Origin of the sequence: Pseudomonas sp. GD04158, from assembly GCF_029834875.1 — a bacterium.
Lineage (GTDB): Bacteria > Pseudomonadota > Gammaproteobacteria > Pseudomonadales > Pseudomonadaceae > Aquipseudomonas > Aquipseudomonas hydrolytica.
In genome coordinates this window covers 102,603-117,662 of the sequence record NZ_JAODYT010000004.1, presented here as the reverse complement: position 1 = coordinate 117,662, position 15,060 = coordinate 102,603, and the positions used below count along the sequence as shown (strand labels likewise).

General features: G+C 63.8%; 13 protein-coding genes and 2 tRNA genes. 10 read left to right on the top strand and 5 right to left on the bottom strand.

Annotation, left to right across the window (positions count from 1 at the left end; translation table 11 throughout):
• Nucleotides 1-42: 42 nt before the first annotated feature.
• Nucleotides 43-627, top strand: a complete 585-nt coding sequence (locus tag N7333_RS03090) for a TetR/AcrR family transcriptional regulator (RefSeq protein WP_129482342.1) — start codon at nucleotides 43-45, stop codon at nucleotides 625-627.
• On the opposite strand, the gene N7333_RS03085 is transcribed toward N7333_RS03090, so the two are convergent.
• Nucleotides 624-1,391: a class III extradiol ring-cleavage dioxygenase gene (locus N7333_RS03085; protein WP_012018809.1), complete on the bottom strand. Its 768-nt coding sequence runs from the start codon at nucleotides 1,389-1,391 to the stop codon at nucleotides 624-626. The genes N7333_RS03090 and N7333_RS03085 overlap by 4 nt on opposite strands.
• 103 nt (nucleotides 1,392-1,494) lie before the next feature.
• Between N7333_RS03085 and N7333_RS03080 the strand changes: the two genes are divergently transcribed.
• Nucleotides 1,495-2,154 (top strand): thiopurine S-methyltransferase, encoded by a 660-nt coding sequence (locus N7333_RS03080; RefSeq protein WP_129482343.1) that lies wholly within the window; start codon nucleotides 1,495-1,497, stop codon nucleotides 2,152-2,154.
• Nucleotides 2,155-2,245: 91 nt separating this feature from the next.
• On the opposite strand, the gene N7333_RS03075 is transcribed toward N7333_RS03080, so the two are convergent.
• Complete coding sequence (locus N7333_RS03075; RefSeq protein ID WP_129482344.1) at nucleotides 2,246-2,908, bottom strand: glutathione S-transferase family protein; 663 nt, start codon at nucleotides 2,906-2,908, stop codon at nucleotides 2,246-2,248.
• Between the two features lie 54 nt (nucleotides 2,909-2,962).
• Entirely contained in the window at nucleotides 2,963-3,730 is a 768-nt protein-coding gene (locus N7333_RS03070; protein WP_012018382.1) for a hypothetical protein, read from the bottom strand.
• Nucleotides 3,731-3,952: 222 nt separating this feature from the next.
• Here N7333_RS03070 and N7333_RS03065 point away from each other — a divergent pair.
• Both N7333_RS03065 and N7333_RS03060 read left to right on the top strand, forming a co-directional pair.
• Nucleotides 3,953-4,028: transfer RNA gene (locus N7333_RS03065), tRNA-Glu, on the top strand.
• A 14-nt stretch (nucleotides 4,029-4,042) separates the two neighbouring features.
• A tRNA-Gly gene (locus N7333_RS03060) sits at nucleotides 4,043-4,118 on the top strand.
• A gap of 105 nt (nucleotides 4,119-4,223) precedes the next feature.
• Here N7333_RS03060 and N7333_RS03055 read toward each other — a convergent pair.
• Together N7333_RS03055 and N7333_RS03050 are read right to left on the bottom strand one after the other, a co-directional pair.
• Nucleotides 4,224-4,631 carry a PA2817 family protein gene (locus N7333_RS03055; protein WP_003239888.1) on the bottom strand — a complete coding sequence of 136 codons (408 nt, stop codon included), beginning with the start codon at nucleotides 4,629-4,631 and terminating at the stop codon, nucleotides 4,224-4,226.
• A 99-nt stretch (nucleotides 4,632-4,730) separates the two neighbouring features.
• The gene (locus N7333_RS03050) at nucleotides 4,731-7,178 is read right to left on the bottom strand and encodes an acyl-CoA dehydrogenase (protein ID WP_129482387.1); all 2,448 of its coding nucleotides are present in this window, start codon (nucleotides 7,176-7,178) and stop codon (nucleotides 4,731-4,733) included.
• A gap of 140 nt (nucleotides 7,179-7,318) precedes the next feature.
• Between N7333_RS03050 and N7333_RS03045 the strand changes: the two genes are divergently transcribed.
• From N7333_RS03045 to queF, 6 genes are all read left to right on the top strand, one after another.
• Nucleotides 7,319-7,981 (top strand): transglutaminase family protein, encoded by a 663-nt coding sequence (locus N7333_RS03045; protein WP_129482388.1) that lies wholly within the window; start codon nucleotides 7,319-7,321, stop codon nucleotides 7,979-7,981.
• A gap of 154 nt (nucleotides 7,982-8,135) precedes the next feature.
• Nucleotides 8,136-9,068, top strand: coding sequence for an ABC transporter ATP-binding protein (locus tag N7333_RS03040; RefSeq protein WP_003239894.1), 933 nt, complete (start codon nucleotides 8,136-8,138; stop codon nucleotides 9,066-9,068).
• A gap of 11 nt (nucleotides 9,069-9,079) precedes the next feature.
• Nucleotides 9,080-9,859 (top strand): ABC transporter permease, encoded by a 780-nt coding sequence (locus tag N7333_RS03035; RefSeq protein WP_041773067.1) that lies wholly within the window; start codon nucleotides 9,080-9,082, stop codon nucleotides 9,857-9,859.
• A gap of 91 nt (nucleotides 9,860-9,950) precedes the next feature.
• Entirely contained in the window at nucleotides 9,951-10,973 is a 1,023-nt protein-coding gene (locus tag N7333_RS03030) for an efflux RND transporter periplasmic adaptor subunit (RefSeq protein WP_003239898.1), read from the top strand.
• A complete protein-coding gene (locus N7333_RS03025; RefSeq protein ID WP_279858431.1) occupies nucleotides 10,970-14,038 on the top strand; it encodes an efflux RND transporter permease subunit in 3,069 nt (1,022 codons plus the stop codon). The genes N7333_RS03030 and N7333_RS03025 overlap by 4 nt, the downstream gene beginning before the upstream one ends.
• Nucleotides 14,039-14,210: 172 nt before the next feature.
• A complete protein-coding gene (gene queF, locus N7333_RS03020) occupies nucleotides 14,211-15,041 on the top strand; it encodes an NADPH-dependent 7-cyano-7-deazaguanine reductase QueF (RefSeq protein ID WP_129482389.1) in 831 nt (276 codons plus the stop codon).
• The last annotated feature ends 19 nt before the right edge of the window (nucleotides 15,042-15,060 follow it).

Below are 15,060 nucleotides of genomic sequence, written 5' to 3'. Positions count from 1 at the left end.
GAAAATTATTCTAGAAAAATATTCTAGTCATTGAGGATTGGCATGCCCCGTTCATCGCGCAAAGACGAGATTCTGCAGGCTGCGCTGGCCTGCTTCACCGAGCACGGCGTCGATGCCACCACTATCGAGATGATCCGCGACCGCTCTGGGGCGAGCATCGGCAGTCTGTATCACCACTTTGGCAACAAGGAACGGATCATCGCCGCGCTCTATCTGGCCGGTACCGCGCAGTATGCCGATCTGCTGCAGCGCGGGTTCGCCGAAGCTGCCAGTGCCGAGGCCTGCGTCAAACTGCTGGTAACCAGCTACATCGACTGGGTGGTGACCAACCCGGATTGGGCGCGTTTTATCCTGCACAGCCGCAGTCGGGTCGAAGCGGGCGAGATGGGGGATACGCTGCGTGAGGCCAACCGTGAGCACTTTGCTCGGATACTTGCGGCGCTTGCCGAGTATCGTCGCCAGGGGCTGTTCAGGACGTTGCCGGACGACTGCTTCGCCTCGGTGGTGATTGGGCCGACGCAGGATCTGGCGCGCAACTGGCTGGCTGGCCGCACCCAAAGCGAGCTGGGCGAATGCCGCGAGCTGCTGGCGCAGATCGCCTGGGAAAGCGTGAAAAGCGGCGGCTAATCGAAGCGATAGATGTCCATGCCCAGTGAGCCATAGGTGAAGCCCGAGTGAGCCACGGAAAAGGCACCGCCAGCGCCGCGTGCGAAGAACAGTGGCAGCAGATGCTCCTCACTTGGGTGGTTGCGCACGGCGCTCGGTGCCAGGCGACGGTAATGATGCAGGGCCTCTTCGTCGTCCGTTTCGAGCTTTTCCACCATCCAGTTGCGAAATTCCTGGGCCCAGGGAGTGATGACCTCCGGTCCCGCCCGCCAGTCCAGCTCGCCCAAGTTGTGAGTGATGCTGCCGGAACCGATCAACAGGACGCCTTGCTCGCGCAGCCCGGCCAGCGTGCGCCCCACGCGCGTTTGCAGCTCGGGGCCGAGGCGACTGGGCAGCGACAACTGCAGCACGGGGATATCGGCTGCGGGATACATCAAGGAGAGCGGCACCCAGGCGCCATGGTCGAACGGCCGCTGCGCATCCAGGGCAGCCGGCAGGCCGGCGTCGCTCAGCTGCCGAGCGATTTCGCCGGCCAGCGCCGGAGCGCCGGGGGCAGGGTACTGCAGCGCATACAGAGCGAGCGGGAAGCCGCCGAAGTCATGCCAGGTTCGCGGCTGCTCGCCAGCGGTCAGCAGCAGGCTTTCGTTTTCCCAGTGTGCCGAGACGATCAGAATGGCTTCGGGGCGCTGCAGGTCGGCCGCCAGTCTGGTGAGCGCTTCGCCGCTGGCACCGGGCTGCAGCGCGAGCATGGGCGAGCCGTGTGAGATGAACAGCGAAGGCAGCATGGCACTGGCTCCTGAAGTAGGATGCTGTCATCTTCGCCCCTGAATCTATCGATTTCCAGCATAAATTATTGAGCCTTTTTATCGACTTATTAGGAGTATCCCTGTGCACGAGAGTTTCTGGCAGGAGCGCTGGGCGCGTGATCAGATTGGTTTTCATCTGGATCAGGTCAATCCATACCTGCTGCGGCATTGGCCGAATCTGGATGTACCTGCGGGAGCGCGAGTGCTGGTGCCGCTGTGTGGCAAGAGTCTGGACCTGGCCTGGCTGGCCGGGCAGGGCCATCGCGTGCTCGGCGTGGAACTGGCGGAAAAGGCGGTGCAGGATTTCTTCGCCGAGCAGGGGCTGCAGCCGGAAATCGTTCAGCGCGGCGCCTTCCAGGTCTATCGCGCCGGCGCCGTGGAGCTGTGGTGCGGTGATTTCTTCGCCCTGCGCCCGGAGGACGTCGCCGATTGCCTGGCGCTCTATGACCGCGCCGCGCTCATCGCGCTGCCGCCGCAGATGCGCGAACGTTATGCAGCGCATCTCACGGCGATTCTGCCCAGTGCCTGCCGCGGCCTGCTGATTACCCTGGACTATCTGCAAAGCCAGATGGACGGACCGCCGTTTGCCGTCAGCGACGACGAAGTGCAGGCGCATTTCGCGGCCGCCTGGCAACTGAAGACGCTGCAGCGCGAGGACGTGCTGGCGGGCAACTGGAAGTTCATCCGCCACGAGCTCAAGGCCCTGGACGAAGTGGTTTATCGTCTGGAGAAAGAAGGCTAGAGAGGCCAGGCTCGCCGCTGCGGGCCGCTAATGGCTGATACATGCGCGGCGCGCCCGACAAGCGGACGGCCGCATATGCGGCGTTTGGCTATCAGCGCTTGACGCCGATCTTCTCCAGCGTGCGCAGCTCTCGCGGCAGTATCTCTTGCATCGAGGGTCGCGCCTTGATGCGCTGGTAGTGGGCAACCAGGTTCGGCCAGCGTTCGGCATCCAGGGTTTCGCCGCCGTGCTCCATGTTGATCAACTGGCTGGCCAGTGCGAGATCGGCCATGGACGGTTGTTCGCCAAGGAAGTAGGGCGCATCACCCAGCGTGGTCTCGAAATAGTCGAAGTGGCTGGGCAGCTTGTCCTTGAGCGCCTGCTGCACCTTTTCCTCGTCGCACGGCTGGCCCATGGTGGCTTTCAGTACGCGGTTGCGAAACACCGTGAAGGTGCACAGGGGCGCCAGCTCGTAGTCGGCGTACTTCTCCAGCCAGCGCACCCTGGCGCGTTGCTGCGCATCCTCGCCGTACAGCGGTTTGTGCTCGGGGTAGCGTTCTTCAAGGTACTGACAGATCACGCTGGAGTCCGCCAGCTTGAGATCGCCGTCGCGAAAGGCGGGAATCCGGCCCAGCGGGTTGAGCTCGCGATACCAGTCGGGTTGGGCGAAGGGCATGACCACTTCCAGTTCGTAATCCAGCCCTTTCTCGATCAGACACAAACGTACCTTGCGGACGAAGGGGGAAAGCGGGGCGCCATAGACGGTCAGGCTCATCAAAGCTCCTTGCAGGCTGGGTGATCGGCTGGTCGCGTGGACCATGCGGGGGGGTCAGTCGTAGATGTTCTTCTTCTTCCAGTCGTCGTCTTCCAGGTTCTTCAGGCCCTCGGTCAGCTCGCTGGGCTCGTCTGCGGCTGGAATATTGCTGTTGAGCACCATGGCGTTGGCGCGCGCCAGCTGTTCCTCGAAACGCTTGAGCTGCGTCTGGTATGCCGCCGGCTCCGGTTGCTTGCGCAGATATTGCACGCCGCGCTCGAAGGCCAGACGGGCCTGGCCGGGCTGATTCTGCTGCAGGGCTGTCTGGCCCAGCGTGTTGAAAAACTCGATGTGTACCAGCACCAGCATCTGGCGAATCTGCTTGATCCACTGCTTGCCTTCATTGGCGGGCAACAGACCGCTCTGCACCGAACCGGTGATCAGGGCGTGCAGGTTTTCCAGCAGAAAGCGTACGTCCTTGGCCTTGGCTTCGTTGGCGATGGGCTGTGGCGGGTTCTTCACCGCGATGGATTCGCCCTGAGCAACCTGGGCGCGAAGGGTTTCGATGTCGGCCTTGAGCGTCGCGCTCTGCTTGTCTAGCGGTAGCAGACGCTCGCTGACCTGCAGCTGCAGCTGGGTCAGCAACAGTTTCAGCTGTGGCGTCATCAACTGACCGGGCATGCGCTCGGAGATGTCCTGGCAGCGACGAATGCGGTCGAGCAGGTCGGCACGCTGACGGGCCTTTTCCAGCTTGCTGTTCTCGACGGCATGGTTGATATAGGCAATCACCATCAACAGGGCGATGCCGCCGACTATCAGCAGGGTTATCACGAGTGCGGACACTGCTTGGGACCTCTCGAGCACTGGCTTTTCGTCCGAGTGTAGTGGCTTGGCTGCGAGGCTCCTAGTGGCATGTCAATTTATGGGCTGAAGTCTTTGATTTTAAAAATTTTTTAGAGAGTGGTTGACGACCCTGCAAAGGCTCCCTAGAATGCGCGCCACTTCCAGCGCAATGCCAGAAACAGAGCGAAGGAAGCCGGAAAGTTGCTTGATGTTCCGGGGTATGTCCCCTTCGTCTAGTGGCCTAGGACACCGCCCTTTCACGGCGGTAACAGGGGTTCGAGTCCCCTAGGGGACGCCACTTCAAGTTGTACTGCGGGAATAGCTCAGTTGGTAGAGCACGACCTTGCCAAGGTCGGGGTCGCGAGTTCGAGTCTCGTTTCCCGCTCCAAATAAACGAAAACGCCGCTCAATCGAGCGGCGTTTTCGTTTCTGCCGTTTGCACAATGAAAAAGGCCCGCCGGTTAGCCGTGCGGGCCTTTTGTCTGTCGGCCGGTCAGTGTTTGGCGCCGTCGGTGGGCAGGGCCAGCAGCTGCTTTTCCTGATTCCAGTCGAACGGCTCGTCGTTCTCTTCGGCTTCGAAGCGGCGCTCGTCGAGGGCCTGGTACAGGGCGATCTCCTCGTCCGGCATGAAGTGCAGGCAGTCGCCGCCGAAGAACCACAGCAGGTCGCGTGGCACCAGGTGGGCGATCTGCGGGTAGCGGTGAAACACCTGACTGATCAGGTCCTGGCCGAGGTACTGGCTGGACACCGGGTCGCTCGGCAGTTCGGCGAGCAGTTCGTCGTAGCGTTCGATAAACAGGGCATGGCTGTCGTCGAGCACCTGTTCGGCTTCACCCAGGGCAACGAGGATGCCGCGCAGGTGGTTGAGCAGGGCGAGGTGGTGTTCGAGATGGCTGGCCATGTAGCAGTGTCCTGAAAGGTAAAACGGGCGCAGGAGTATAGAGTTCCTGGCACCCGCTGTCCCGCTTGGGTGGTCTTCCTGTGGCAGGGGCTGTTTAGGTCAGCGCACCTTGCCGCGGCTCAGCTTGAGCTCTTCCTTGGTGAAGTCGTCGACGTCGATCACCCGCCGCCGCGCCGCTTCGGCCGCTTGCAGGCGCAGGCCCTGCTCGCCATCGAGAATGCCGGCGGCAATCGCCGCTTCGATGGCATCCTGGCCCGGTGCCGGCTGCAGGCTGCCGTCCTTGAGCGCCTGGTTCAGGCGTTTGCGGGCGTCCTGGCTGGCCTGCACCAGGTTCAGTGCATGTTGCAGCGCACCCACCGAATCCTGGTCCGCCTGCGGTCGGTAGCAGCCTTCCAGCACCGATTCCAGGGCAGGGTCGCCGGCCTGGCGGCCGATGATCGCGGCTACCTCCGCCTCCAGCACGTCGCTCGGGCCGTGGTGACGACGACCAAGGGGGAAGACCAGCACTTTCAGCAGGCAGCCGAACAGGCGGTTGGGGAAGTTGCTCAGCAGTTCGTCGAGCGCCTGTTCGGCATGAAAGAGATTCTCCTCCATGGCCCAGCGCACCAGCGGTCTGACGGCCTGCGGGTAGTCGAGGTCGTGGTAGCGCTTGAGCGCGGCCGAACCCAGGTAGAGATGGCTGAGCACGTCGCCCAGGCGCGCGGAGAGGCGTTCGCGGCGCTTCAGATCGCCGCCCAGCAGCATCATGCTGCTGTCGGCGCACAGGGCGAAGGCCGCGGCCAGGCGATTGAGCGCACGGTAGTAGGGCTGGCTGAGGTCGTCGCCGGGCACCGTGCCCAGGCGTCCCAAGGTCAGGCTCAGGAGGAAGCTGCTGGCGGCGTTGCCGACGGCGAAGCCGATATGGCTCATCAGCAGCGCATCGAACTCGGTCAGCGCCTGGTCCTTGTCCTCACGGTCGGCCAGGGCCATTTCCTTGAGCACGTAGGGATGGCAACGGATGGCGCCCTGGCCAAAGATCATCAGGTTGCGCGAGAGGATATTGGCGCCCTCGACGGTGATGAAGATGGGCGCCCCCTGCCAGGAGCGGGCCAGGTAGTTGTTCGGGCCCATGATGATGCCCTTGCCGCCATGCACGTCCATGGCATGGCCGATGCACTCGCGGCCGCGCTCGGTCAGGTGGTACTTGAGAATCGCCGACAGCACCGAGGGTTTCTCGCCCAGGTCGACGGCATTGGCGGTGAGGATGCGCGCGCTGTCCATCAGCCAGGCGTTGCCGCCGATACGCGCCAGCGCTTCCTGAATGCCCTCGAAGGCGGCCAGCGGTACGTTGAACTGCTCACGCAACTGGGCGTACTGGCCGGTGGCGAGGCTGGTGAACTTGGCCGCACCGGTACCGACGGCCGGCAGCGAGATGGAGCGGCCCACCGACAGGCAGTTCATCAGCATCATCCAGCCCTTGCCGAGATACTCCTGGCCACCGATCAGGTAGTTGAGCGGAATGAACACGTCCTTGCCCGAGTTCGGCCCGTTCATGAAGGCGGCGCCCAGTGGCAGGTGGCGGCGCCCGATTTCCACGCCGGGGGTATCGGTGGGGATCAGCGCCAGGCTGATGCCGAGGTCCACCTTGTCGCCCAGCAGATGATCCGGGTCGTAGGCCTTGAAGGCGAGGCCGAGCAGGGTGGCCACCGGACCGAGGGTGATGTAGCGCTTTTCCCAGTTCAGGCGCAGGCCGATCACTTCTTCGCCGTTGAACTGGCCCTTGCAGATGATGCCGGTGTCGGGCATGGCGCCGGCGTCGGAGCCGGCCAGCGGGCCGGTAAGGGCGAAGCAGGGGATGTCCTCGCCACGCGCCAGGCGCGGCAGATAATGGTTGCGCTGTTCTTCTGTGCCGTAGTGCAGCAGGAGCTCGGCCGGACCGAGGGAGTTGGGCACCATCACGGTGGAGGCCAGGTCGCCGCTGCGGGTCGCCAGCTTCATCGCCACCTGCGAGTGCGCGTAGGCGGAGAAGCCCTTGCCGCCGTATTCCTTGGGAATGATCAGGGCGAAGAAGCCATGCTGCTTGATGTGCTCCCAGGCTTTCTCCGGCAGGTCCATTTCCTGGCCGACCTGCCAGTCGCTGATCATCGCGCAGAGTTCTTCGGTGGGGCCGTCGATGAAGGCCTGTTCTTCTTCGCTCAGCCTGGCCTTGGGATAAGCCAGCAGCGTTTCCCAGTTCGGTCGGCCACTGAACAGTTCGCCGTCCCACCACACGGTGCCGGCCTCGATGGCGTCGCGTTCGGTAGCGGACATCGGTGGCAGGACGCGCTGGAACCAGTTGAACAGCGGGCCGCTGAAGAACTGCCGGCGCAGGTCGCCGAGCACGACGAAGGCGGCCACCGCCGCGGTGATGATCCATAGCAGCAGTTGCAGCCAGCCGGGTACCGGGCTGAACAGGGCCATGGCCAGCAGATAGGCTGCGGTGATGCCGAGGGCGGGCAGGGCGGCGGTACGGCTATGGGCCAGGTAGGCGACCCCGAGCAGCAGAACCAGCAACCAGATGACGAGCATGAGCATTCCTCCATGATTCGAGCGGGCGACGCCCCGAGCATAGTCACAAATGGCATCAGGGGCGGTGAGCTTGGCCGGATCGTCTTGATCGGCGCGCAATCGGCAGGTTTAGACTGAGACGAAATTCAGGAGCCCTCACCATGCATGCCTATCTGCGACCCGGCCGCTTCATTGACAGTGACCATCCTGCGGTAGTCGAGTTCGCCGAACGTTGCCGTGGTGCTGCACGCGAGCCGCGTAGCCAGGCCATCGCCCTGTACCTGGCGGTGCGTGATGGCGTGCGCTACAACCCCTATTCCTTCAGCCTCGATGCGCAGACGCTCAAGGCCAGTCATGCCCTGGAAGCCGGGGAGTCCTACTGCGTGCCGAAGGCCAACCTGCTCGCTGCTTGCGCCCGGCACTGCGGCATCCCCGCGCGTATCGGCCTGGCCGATGTGCGCAATCACCTGTCCACGCCACGTCTGCTGGAGTTGCTACGCAGCGAAGTGTTCGCCATGCATGGCTACACCGAGCTGTATCTGGACGGTCGCTGGGTCAAGGCCACGCCGGCGTTCAACGAGGCGTTGTGCCGGGTGTTCAAGGTGGCGCCGCTGGAGTTCGACGGCCTGCATGACAGCGTCTTTCACCCCTACAACGACAAGGGCGAGCGCTATATGGAATACCTGGTCGATCATGGCCAGTTCGAGGATCTCCCCGAGGAACTGTTCTTCGACCACCTGCAGCGCTGCTATCCGCATCTGTTCGAGGCCGGCACGCAGGGGCTGCAGGGCGACATGCAGCATGAGGCGGCAGCTATCGACTGAGTCGATAGTCAAGATCGGCAGGACGGCCTTTTCTCCGCGCGTCAGGGCCGGTAGGGTGCATGCCAGCGAAGGGCGGAAGAAACACCCGGTTGCAAACCCGTGGTTCCGCCCTCATCTATAACGACATCACTCTCGCGCGGGAAACCCCATCTTCATGAGCTCCGCCCTGACCATTCGGCAGTTGACCAAGACCTACGGAAACGGCTTCCAGGCCCTGCACGGCATCGATCTGGACGTCGCCGAAGGTGACTTCTTCGCCTTGCTCGGCCCCAACGGCGCCGGCAAATCCACCACCATCGGCATCCTCTCCACGCTGGTGAACAAGAGCAGCGGTACGGTCAGCGTGTTCGGCCACGACCTCGACCGCGAACCCTACGCGCTCAAGCGTTGCCTGGGCGTGGTGCCGCAGGAATTCAACTTCAACCAGTTCGAGAAGGTGTTCGACATCGTCGTCACCCAGGCCGGCTATTATGGCATTCCGCGTTCCATCGCCAAGGAGCGCGCCGAGCAGTACCTGACCCAGCTCGGCCTGTGGGAAAAGCGCGACGTGGCCTCGCGCGAGCTGTCCGGTGGCATGAAACGCCGGCTGATGATCGCCCGCGCCCTGGTGCATCAGCCGCGCCTGCTGATCCTCGATGAGCCCACCGCTGGCGTGGACATCGAACTACGCCGTTCGATGTGGAGCTTTCTCACCGAGTTGAACCAGCAGGGCATCACCATCATCCTCACCACCCACTACCTGGAGGAGGCCGAGCAGCTGTGCCGCAACATCGGCATCATCGACCACGGTCGCATCGTCGAGCTGAGCAGCATGAAGGACCTGCTTAAAAAGCTGCACGTCGAGACCTTCCTGCTCGATCTCAAGGACTCCTACAGCGAGGCGCCGAAACTGACGGGTTATCCGGCGCGCCTGCTCGATCACCACACCCTGGAAGTGCAGGTGGAGAAGAGCCAGGGCCTCAACGCGCTGTTCCAGCAACTGGCGCAGCAGCAGGTGCAGGTGCTGAGCCTGCGCAACAAGACCAATCGCCTGGAGGAGCTGTTCGTCTCCCTGGTGGAAAAGAACCTGGCCAAGGTGGCGCAATGAATACCCAGTACCTGAACAGCGAATTCGCCGCCAATCTGGTGGCTCTGCGCACCATCGTTCACCGCGAGGTGCGCCGTTTCCTGCGCATCTGGCCGCAGACCCTGCTGCCGCCGGCGATCACCATGGTTTTGTACTTCGTCATCTTCGGCAACCTGATCGGCCGACAGATCGGCGACATGGGCGGCTTCAGCTACATGGAGTACATCGTGCCGGGGCTGATCATGATGTCGGTGATCACCAACAGTTACGGCAACGTGGTGTCGAGCTTCTTCGGCAGCAAGTTCCAGCGCAACGTCGAGGAGCTGCTGGTATCGCCGGTATCGCCGCATACCATCCTCATCGGTTTCGTCGTCGGCGGCGTGCTGCGCGGGCTGGCGGTGGGCCTGATCGTCACCATCCTGTCGCTGTTCTTCACCCATCTGCAGGTGCATCACCTGGGCGTGACGGTGCTGGTTGTGCTGCTGACCGCGACCATCTTTTCCCTGGGCGGCTTCGTCAACGCGGTGTTCGCGCGCAACTTCGACGATATCTCGATTATCCCCACCTTCGTGCTGACGCCGCTGACCTACCTGGGCGGGGTGTTCTACTCCATCACGCTGCTGCCGCCGTTCTGGCAGACGGTGTCGATGGGCAACCCCATCCTGCACATGGTCAACGCCTTCCGCTACGGCATTCTCGGCGTGTCCGACATCCGTATCGGTGTGGCCATCGGCTTCATGCTGCTGGCCACGGCCGCGCTCTACACCCTGTGCATCCGCCTGCTGATCAGCGGCCGTGGCATGCGTCAGTAATCTGTAAAAAACATAGCGAAATAACTTGCGCTCCTGTCAGTAACGCAGCAGCCGGTTAGACTCCGCCTCTACCAAGAAAAAGGGGCTGATCATGACCGTGCTGTTGCGTGCGCTTCCTTGGCTGTGGCTGGGCTTGTGGGCACTGCCTGCAGCGGCGGCCGAAGGGCCGATGGTCGAGGTCGTGCCGGTACGGCAGATGGAGGTGCGTGACGAGCTGATCACCTTCGGTTCGCTGCGCTCCGACGAGTCGGTGATGATTCGTCCGGAAGTGGAAGGGCGCCTGGCCACCCTGCATTTTCGCGAGGGGCAGGCAGTGACCGCCGGCGATCTGCTGGTCAGCCTCGACGATGCCATTACCCGTGCCGAGTTCGCCCAGGCCAGGGCCAATCTCGATCTCGCCGAGAAGAACCATCAACGCGCGCAGATGCTGTTCCAGCGCGGCGCCAGCAATGCCCAGGCGCTGGACGAGGCGCAGAGCCAGCTGCAGGCCTCGCGCGCCAGCCTGGCTCTGGCCCAGGCGCGGCTCGACAAGACCCAGATCAAGGCGCCCCACGACGGCGTGCTCGGCCTGCGCCAGGCCAGCGTCGGCGACTACCTCAGCGCCGGACAGAACATCGTCAATCTGGAAGTGCTCGACCCGCTCAAGGTGGACTTTCGCATTCCGCAGAAGGCCGTGGCCCAGGTACGGCTCGGCCAGACCGTGGAAGTCACCCTCGATACCTACCCCGGCGAGCGTTTTCGTGGCGAGATCTATGCGCTCAACCCGCGCCTGGATGAGGCCGGGCGCAGCCAGGCCATCCGCGCCCATATCGGCAACGACGATCGCCGCCTGCGTCCGGGGCAGTTCGTGCGCGTGTCGGTGATCCTCGAGGAGCGGCCGCAGGCGCTGGTGATCCCCGAGGAGGCGGTGATGCCGCAGGGCGACAAGCTGCTGGTCAATCTGCTGGTGGACGGCAAGGTCGAGCGCCGCGAGGTGATCCTGGGCAAGCGTTTCGATGGCCTGGTAGAGGTGCGCGAGGGCTTGCAGGGTGACGAGACGGTGATCAGCGCCGGCTGGCAGCGCGTACGTGAAGGGCTGGCGGTGCGCAGCAAGAGCGGGGAGCGCCAGCGGTGATCCTCTCCGACGTCTGCATTCGCAGGCCGGTCTTCGCTACCGTCCTGTCGCTGATCGTGGTGTTGCTGGGGCTGATGGCCTATGACCGCCTTAACGTGCGCGAATACCCCAATATCGACGTGCCAATCGTCACCGTGCAGGTCACCTATCCCGGCGCCAGCCCGGAGATCATGGAATCGCAGGTGGCGCAGCCGGTAGAAGATGTACTCTCGGGGATCGAGGGGCTGGACTTCGTCACCTCCATCAGCCGCGCGGAAAACACCCAGATCACCGCGCAGTTCCGTCTCGGCCGCAGCGCCGACGAGGCAGCCAACGACGTGCGCGATCGCCTGGGGCGGGTGCGCAACCTGCTGCCGGACGAGGTGGACGAACCCATCGTGCAGAAGGTCGAGGCCGACGCCCAGCCGGTGATCTGGATCGCCTTTCACAGCGAGCAGCACAGTGCGATGGAGATCACCGACGTGCTGGAGCGGGTGATCAAGGATCGTCTGCAGACCATCCCCGGTGTGTCCGAAGTGCAGGTGCGCGGCGCCCGGACGTTTTCCATGCGCATCTGGCTCGACCCGGAGAAGCTGGCGGCGCACAACCTCACCGTGCAGGACGTGGAGGACGCCCTGCGCCGGCAGAACGTGGAAATCCCGGCCGGGCGCATCGAGTCGCGCGAGCGCGAGTTCAGCGTGCTGTCGGAAACCGATCTGCGCACGCCCGCGCAGTTCAACGAGCTGATTCTCGATGATTCGCAGGGCTACCTGCTGCGTCTGTCCGACGTTGGTCGCGCCGAGATCGGCCCGCGCGACGAGCGCACCGTGGTGCGCTTCAAGGGCCTGCCGGCGGTGACCCTGGGCCTGGTCAAACAGGCCACGGCCAACCCGCTGGACATCTCCGATGGTCTGGAAGCCGCCTGGGACGACGTCAAGGCGCTGTTGCCCGAAGGCATGAACATGACGGTGGCCAACGACAGCTCGCAGTTCATCCGCGAGTCCATCGACAACGTCTTCGCCACCATCTGGGAGGCGGTGGCGCTGGTCATCCTGATCATCTTCATCTTTCTGCGTTCGCTGCGTGCGACGCTGATCCCGCTGGTGACCATTCCGGTCTCACTGATCGGCGCCTTCGCCCTGATGTCGCTGATGGGCTTCACCATCAACACCCTGACCCTGCTGGCCATGGTCCTGGCCATCGGCCTGGTGGTGGACGATGCCATCGTCATGCTGGAGAACATCCACCGCCATATCGAGGCGGGGATGAAGCCGATGCAGGCCGCGTTCAAGGGCAGCCGCGAGATCGCCTTCGCGGTGATCGCCATGACCCTGACCCTGGCCGCCGTGTTCGCCCCCATCGGCTTCATGCAGGGCACCACCGGCAAGCTGTTCACCGAATTCGCCTGGACGCTGGCCGGCTCGGTGCTGGTGTCCGGTTTCGTCGCTCTGACGCTGACGCCGATGATGTGCGCCGTGTTGCTCAAACCGCACCAGCACGAGCAGCGCCATAGCCGCGTGTACAACCTGATCGAGGGCTTTCTCAACGGCCTGACCTACAGCTACAAGCACAGTCTGGATCGCGCTCTGCGTGCCTGGCCGCTGGTGCTCGGCGTGCTGCTGGCGGCCTTCGTGCTGTGCGCCTGGCTGTTCAGCGGCCTGCGCTCGGAGCTGGCGCCCACCGAAGACACCGGCACCATAGTCGGGGTGTTCAATGGCCCAGACGGCGCCACCATCGACTACACCGCGCGCTATGCCCGCGAGGTGGAGGCGGCCTACGCCAGCATCCCGGAAACCAACCGCTACCTGATCGTCGCGGGCTTCCCGACCGTGGCCCAGGGCATTTCCTTCATGAAGCTGGAGGACTGGGGCGACCGTGCGCGCAGCCAGTTCGAGATCCGCAACGAACTGTTGCCCAAGTTGCAGGACATCGCCGGCATGCGAGTCACCCCGGTCAACCGCCCGCCGCTGGGGCAGAGCGCGCGCAACCAGCCGATCAACTTCGTCATCCGCTCGTCCATGGAATACGCCGAGCTGCAGGGTTACGTCGATCAGCTGATGGAGCGCATGCGCGACTATCCGGGCCTGGAGGGGTTGGACAGCGACCTCAAGCTCAACTCGCCGCAGCTGCAGATCAACGTCAACCGCGAGCAGGCCGCAGCCGTGGGCACCGACGTGTCGGTGATCGGCCGCAGCCTGGAAAGTCTGTTCGGCAGCCGCCAGGTGACCCGCTTCAAGCAGAATGGCGAGCAGTACGACGTACTGGTGCAGCTGCAGAACATCGACCGCAGCAACCCGCAGGACCTGGACCGCGTGTACGTGCGCGACCGCGAAGGCGGCATGGTGCAACTGTCCAACCTGATTTCGGTGCGCGAGACCGTGGCGCCGCGCGAGCTCAACCACTTCAACCAGCTGCGTGCGGTGACCATCAGCGCCAACGTCGGCGCCGGCTACACCCTGGGCGAGGCGCTGGACTACCTCGAGGCCGGCGCGCGAGCGGTATTCCCGCCGGAAACCCAGTACGACTACACCGGCACGTCGCGCGACTTCAAGGAGTCCAGTTCGGGTATCGCATTGATTTTCGCCCTGGCCCTGGCGTTCATCTTCCTGGTGTTGGCCGCGCAGTTCGAGAGCTTCAGCGATCCGCTGATCATCCTGTTCAGCGTGCCATTGTCGATGGCCGGCGCCTTGCTCGCCCTGACCCTGTTCGGCGGCACGCTGAACATCTATTCGCAGATCGGCCTGGTGACCCTGATCGGTCTGATCACCAAGCACGGCATCCTCATCGTCGAATTCGCCAATCACCTGCTGCGTGAAGGCAGGGAGCTGCGCGGTGCGGTGATCGAGGCTTCGGTGCAGCGCCTGCGGCCGATCCTGATGACCACAGGCGCCATGGTTCTGGGTTCGCTGCCGCTGGCCATCGCCACTGGGGCCGGCGCCGAAAGTCGCCAGCAGATCGGCCTGGTGATCGTCGGCGGCCTGCTGGTGGGCACCTTCTTCACCCTTTACGTGATCCCGACGCTGTACCTGCTGCTGCGGCGCTGGGCGCCGCTGCGGATGATCGAGGAAGAGCCCGCCGCGGCATGAGCCTGTCAGGAGCATTCTGGTGCGCACGGCGCACCCTACGTTTACCAGGGCGCCCTCGGGTTGACGTAGGGTGCGCCGTGCGCACCGAGCAAACCTGGAGCTCGCTGTGGGTGCGGCTGGGCGGTCAACCCGGTAAACTCGCCCGGTTTTTCGCCAACCCGGATCCCGCCCCATGCAGCACCCCGCCGAACATTCCCCGCTGGGCAAGTCCAGCCAGTACATCGCCGAGTACAGCCCCGAGCTGCTGTTTCCCATCTCGCGTACCAGCAAGTGGGCGGAGCTGGGCCTCGACGGCGACAACCTGCCATATCAGGGCGTGGACTACTGGAACTGCTACGAGCTGTCCTGGCTGCTGCCGTCCGGCAAGCCGGTGGTGGCCATCGGCGAATTCGCCATTCCTGCCGATTCGCCGAACATCATCGAGTCCAAGTCCTTCAAGCTCTATCTCAACTCGCTGAATCAGACAGTGTTCGCCAGCTGGGACGAATTGCAGGCAACCCTGGTGCGCGATCTGTCGGCGGTGGCCGGCAAGCCGGTGGCGGTGCGCCTGCGTTCCTTGGCCGAGGTGGCGGGCGAGGGCGTGGCGACGCTGCCGGGCCAGTGCATCGACGAACTGGAGATCAGCGTCAGTCAGTACGCCCATCCGCAGCCGGAGCTCTTGCGCTGCAATGCGAGCCGCGTGGTGGAGGAGAGCCTGCACAGCCACCTGCTGAAATCCAACTGCCCGGTCACCGGTCAGCCGGACTGGGGCAGCCTGGTCGTGCAGTACCGGGGCGCGGCGCTGGATCACGCCAGCCTGCTGGCTTATCTGGTGAGCTTCCGCCAGCACGCCGACTTTCATGAGCAGTGCGTGGAGCGCATCTTCCTCGATCTGCAGCGCCTGCTGCAGCCGCAGTCCCTGACCGTCTATGCGCGTTACGTGCGCCGTGGCGGGCTGGATATCAATCCGTATCGCAGTACCGAGGCGTTACGCGTAGACAACGCCCGGCTGGTGCGCCAGTAAGCCATGAAAAAGCCGCCAG

Coding starts and splice junctions, on each gene's coding strand:
- N7333_RS03045 (WP_129482388.1), top strand. CDS start 7,319: ATGCATGCCTATCTGCGACCCGGCCGCTTCATTGACAGTGACCATCCT.
- N7333_RS03075 (WP_129482344.1), bottom strand. CDS start 2,908: ATGAGCCTGACCGTCTATGGCGCCCCGCTTTCCCCCTTCGTCCGCAAG.
- N7333_RS03040 (WP_003239894.1), top strand. CDS start 8,136: ATGAGCTCCGCCCTGACCATTCGGCAGTTGACCAAGACCTACGGAAAC.
- queF (WP_129482389.1), top strand. CDS start 14,211: ATGCAGCACCCCGCCGAACATTCCCCGCTGGGCAAGTCCAGCCAGTAC.
- N7333_RS03055 (WP_003239888.1), bottom strand. CDS start 4,631: ATGGCCAGCCATCTCGAACACCACCTCGCCCTGCTCAACCACCTGCGC.
- N7333_RS03090 (WP_129482342.1), top strand. CDS start 43: ATGCCCCGTTCATCGCGCAAAGACGAGATTCTGCAGGCTGCGCTGGCC.
- N7333_RS03050 (WP_129482387.1), bottom strand. CDS start 7,178: ATGCTCGTCATCTGGTTGCTGGTTCTGCTGCTCGGGGTCGCCTACCTG.
- N7333_RS03030 (WP_003239898.1), top strand. CDS start 9,951: ATGACCGTGCTGTTGCGTGCGCTTCCTTGGCTGTGGCTGGGCTTGTGG.
- N7333_RS03085 (WP_012018809.1), bottom strand. CDS start 1,391: ATGCTGCCTTCGCTGTTCATCTCACACGGCTCGCCCATGCTCGCGCTG.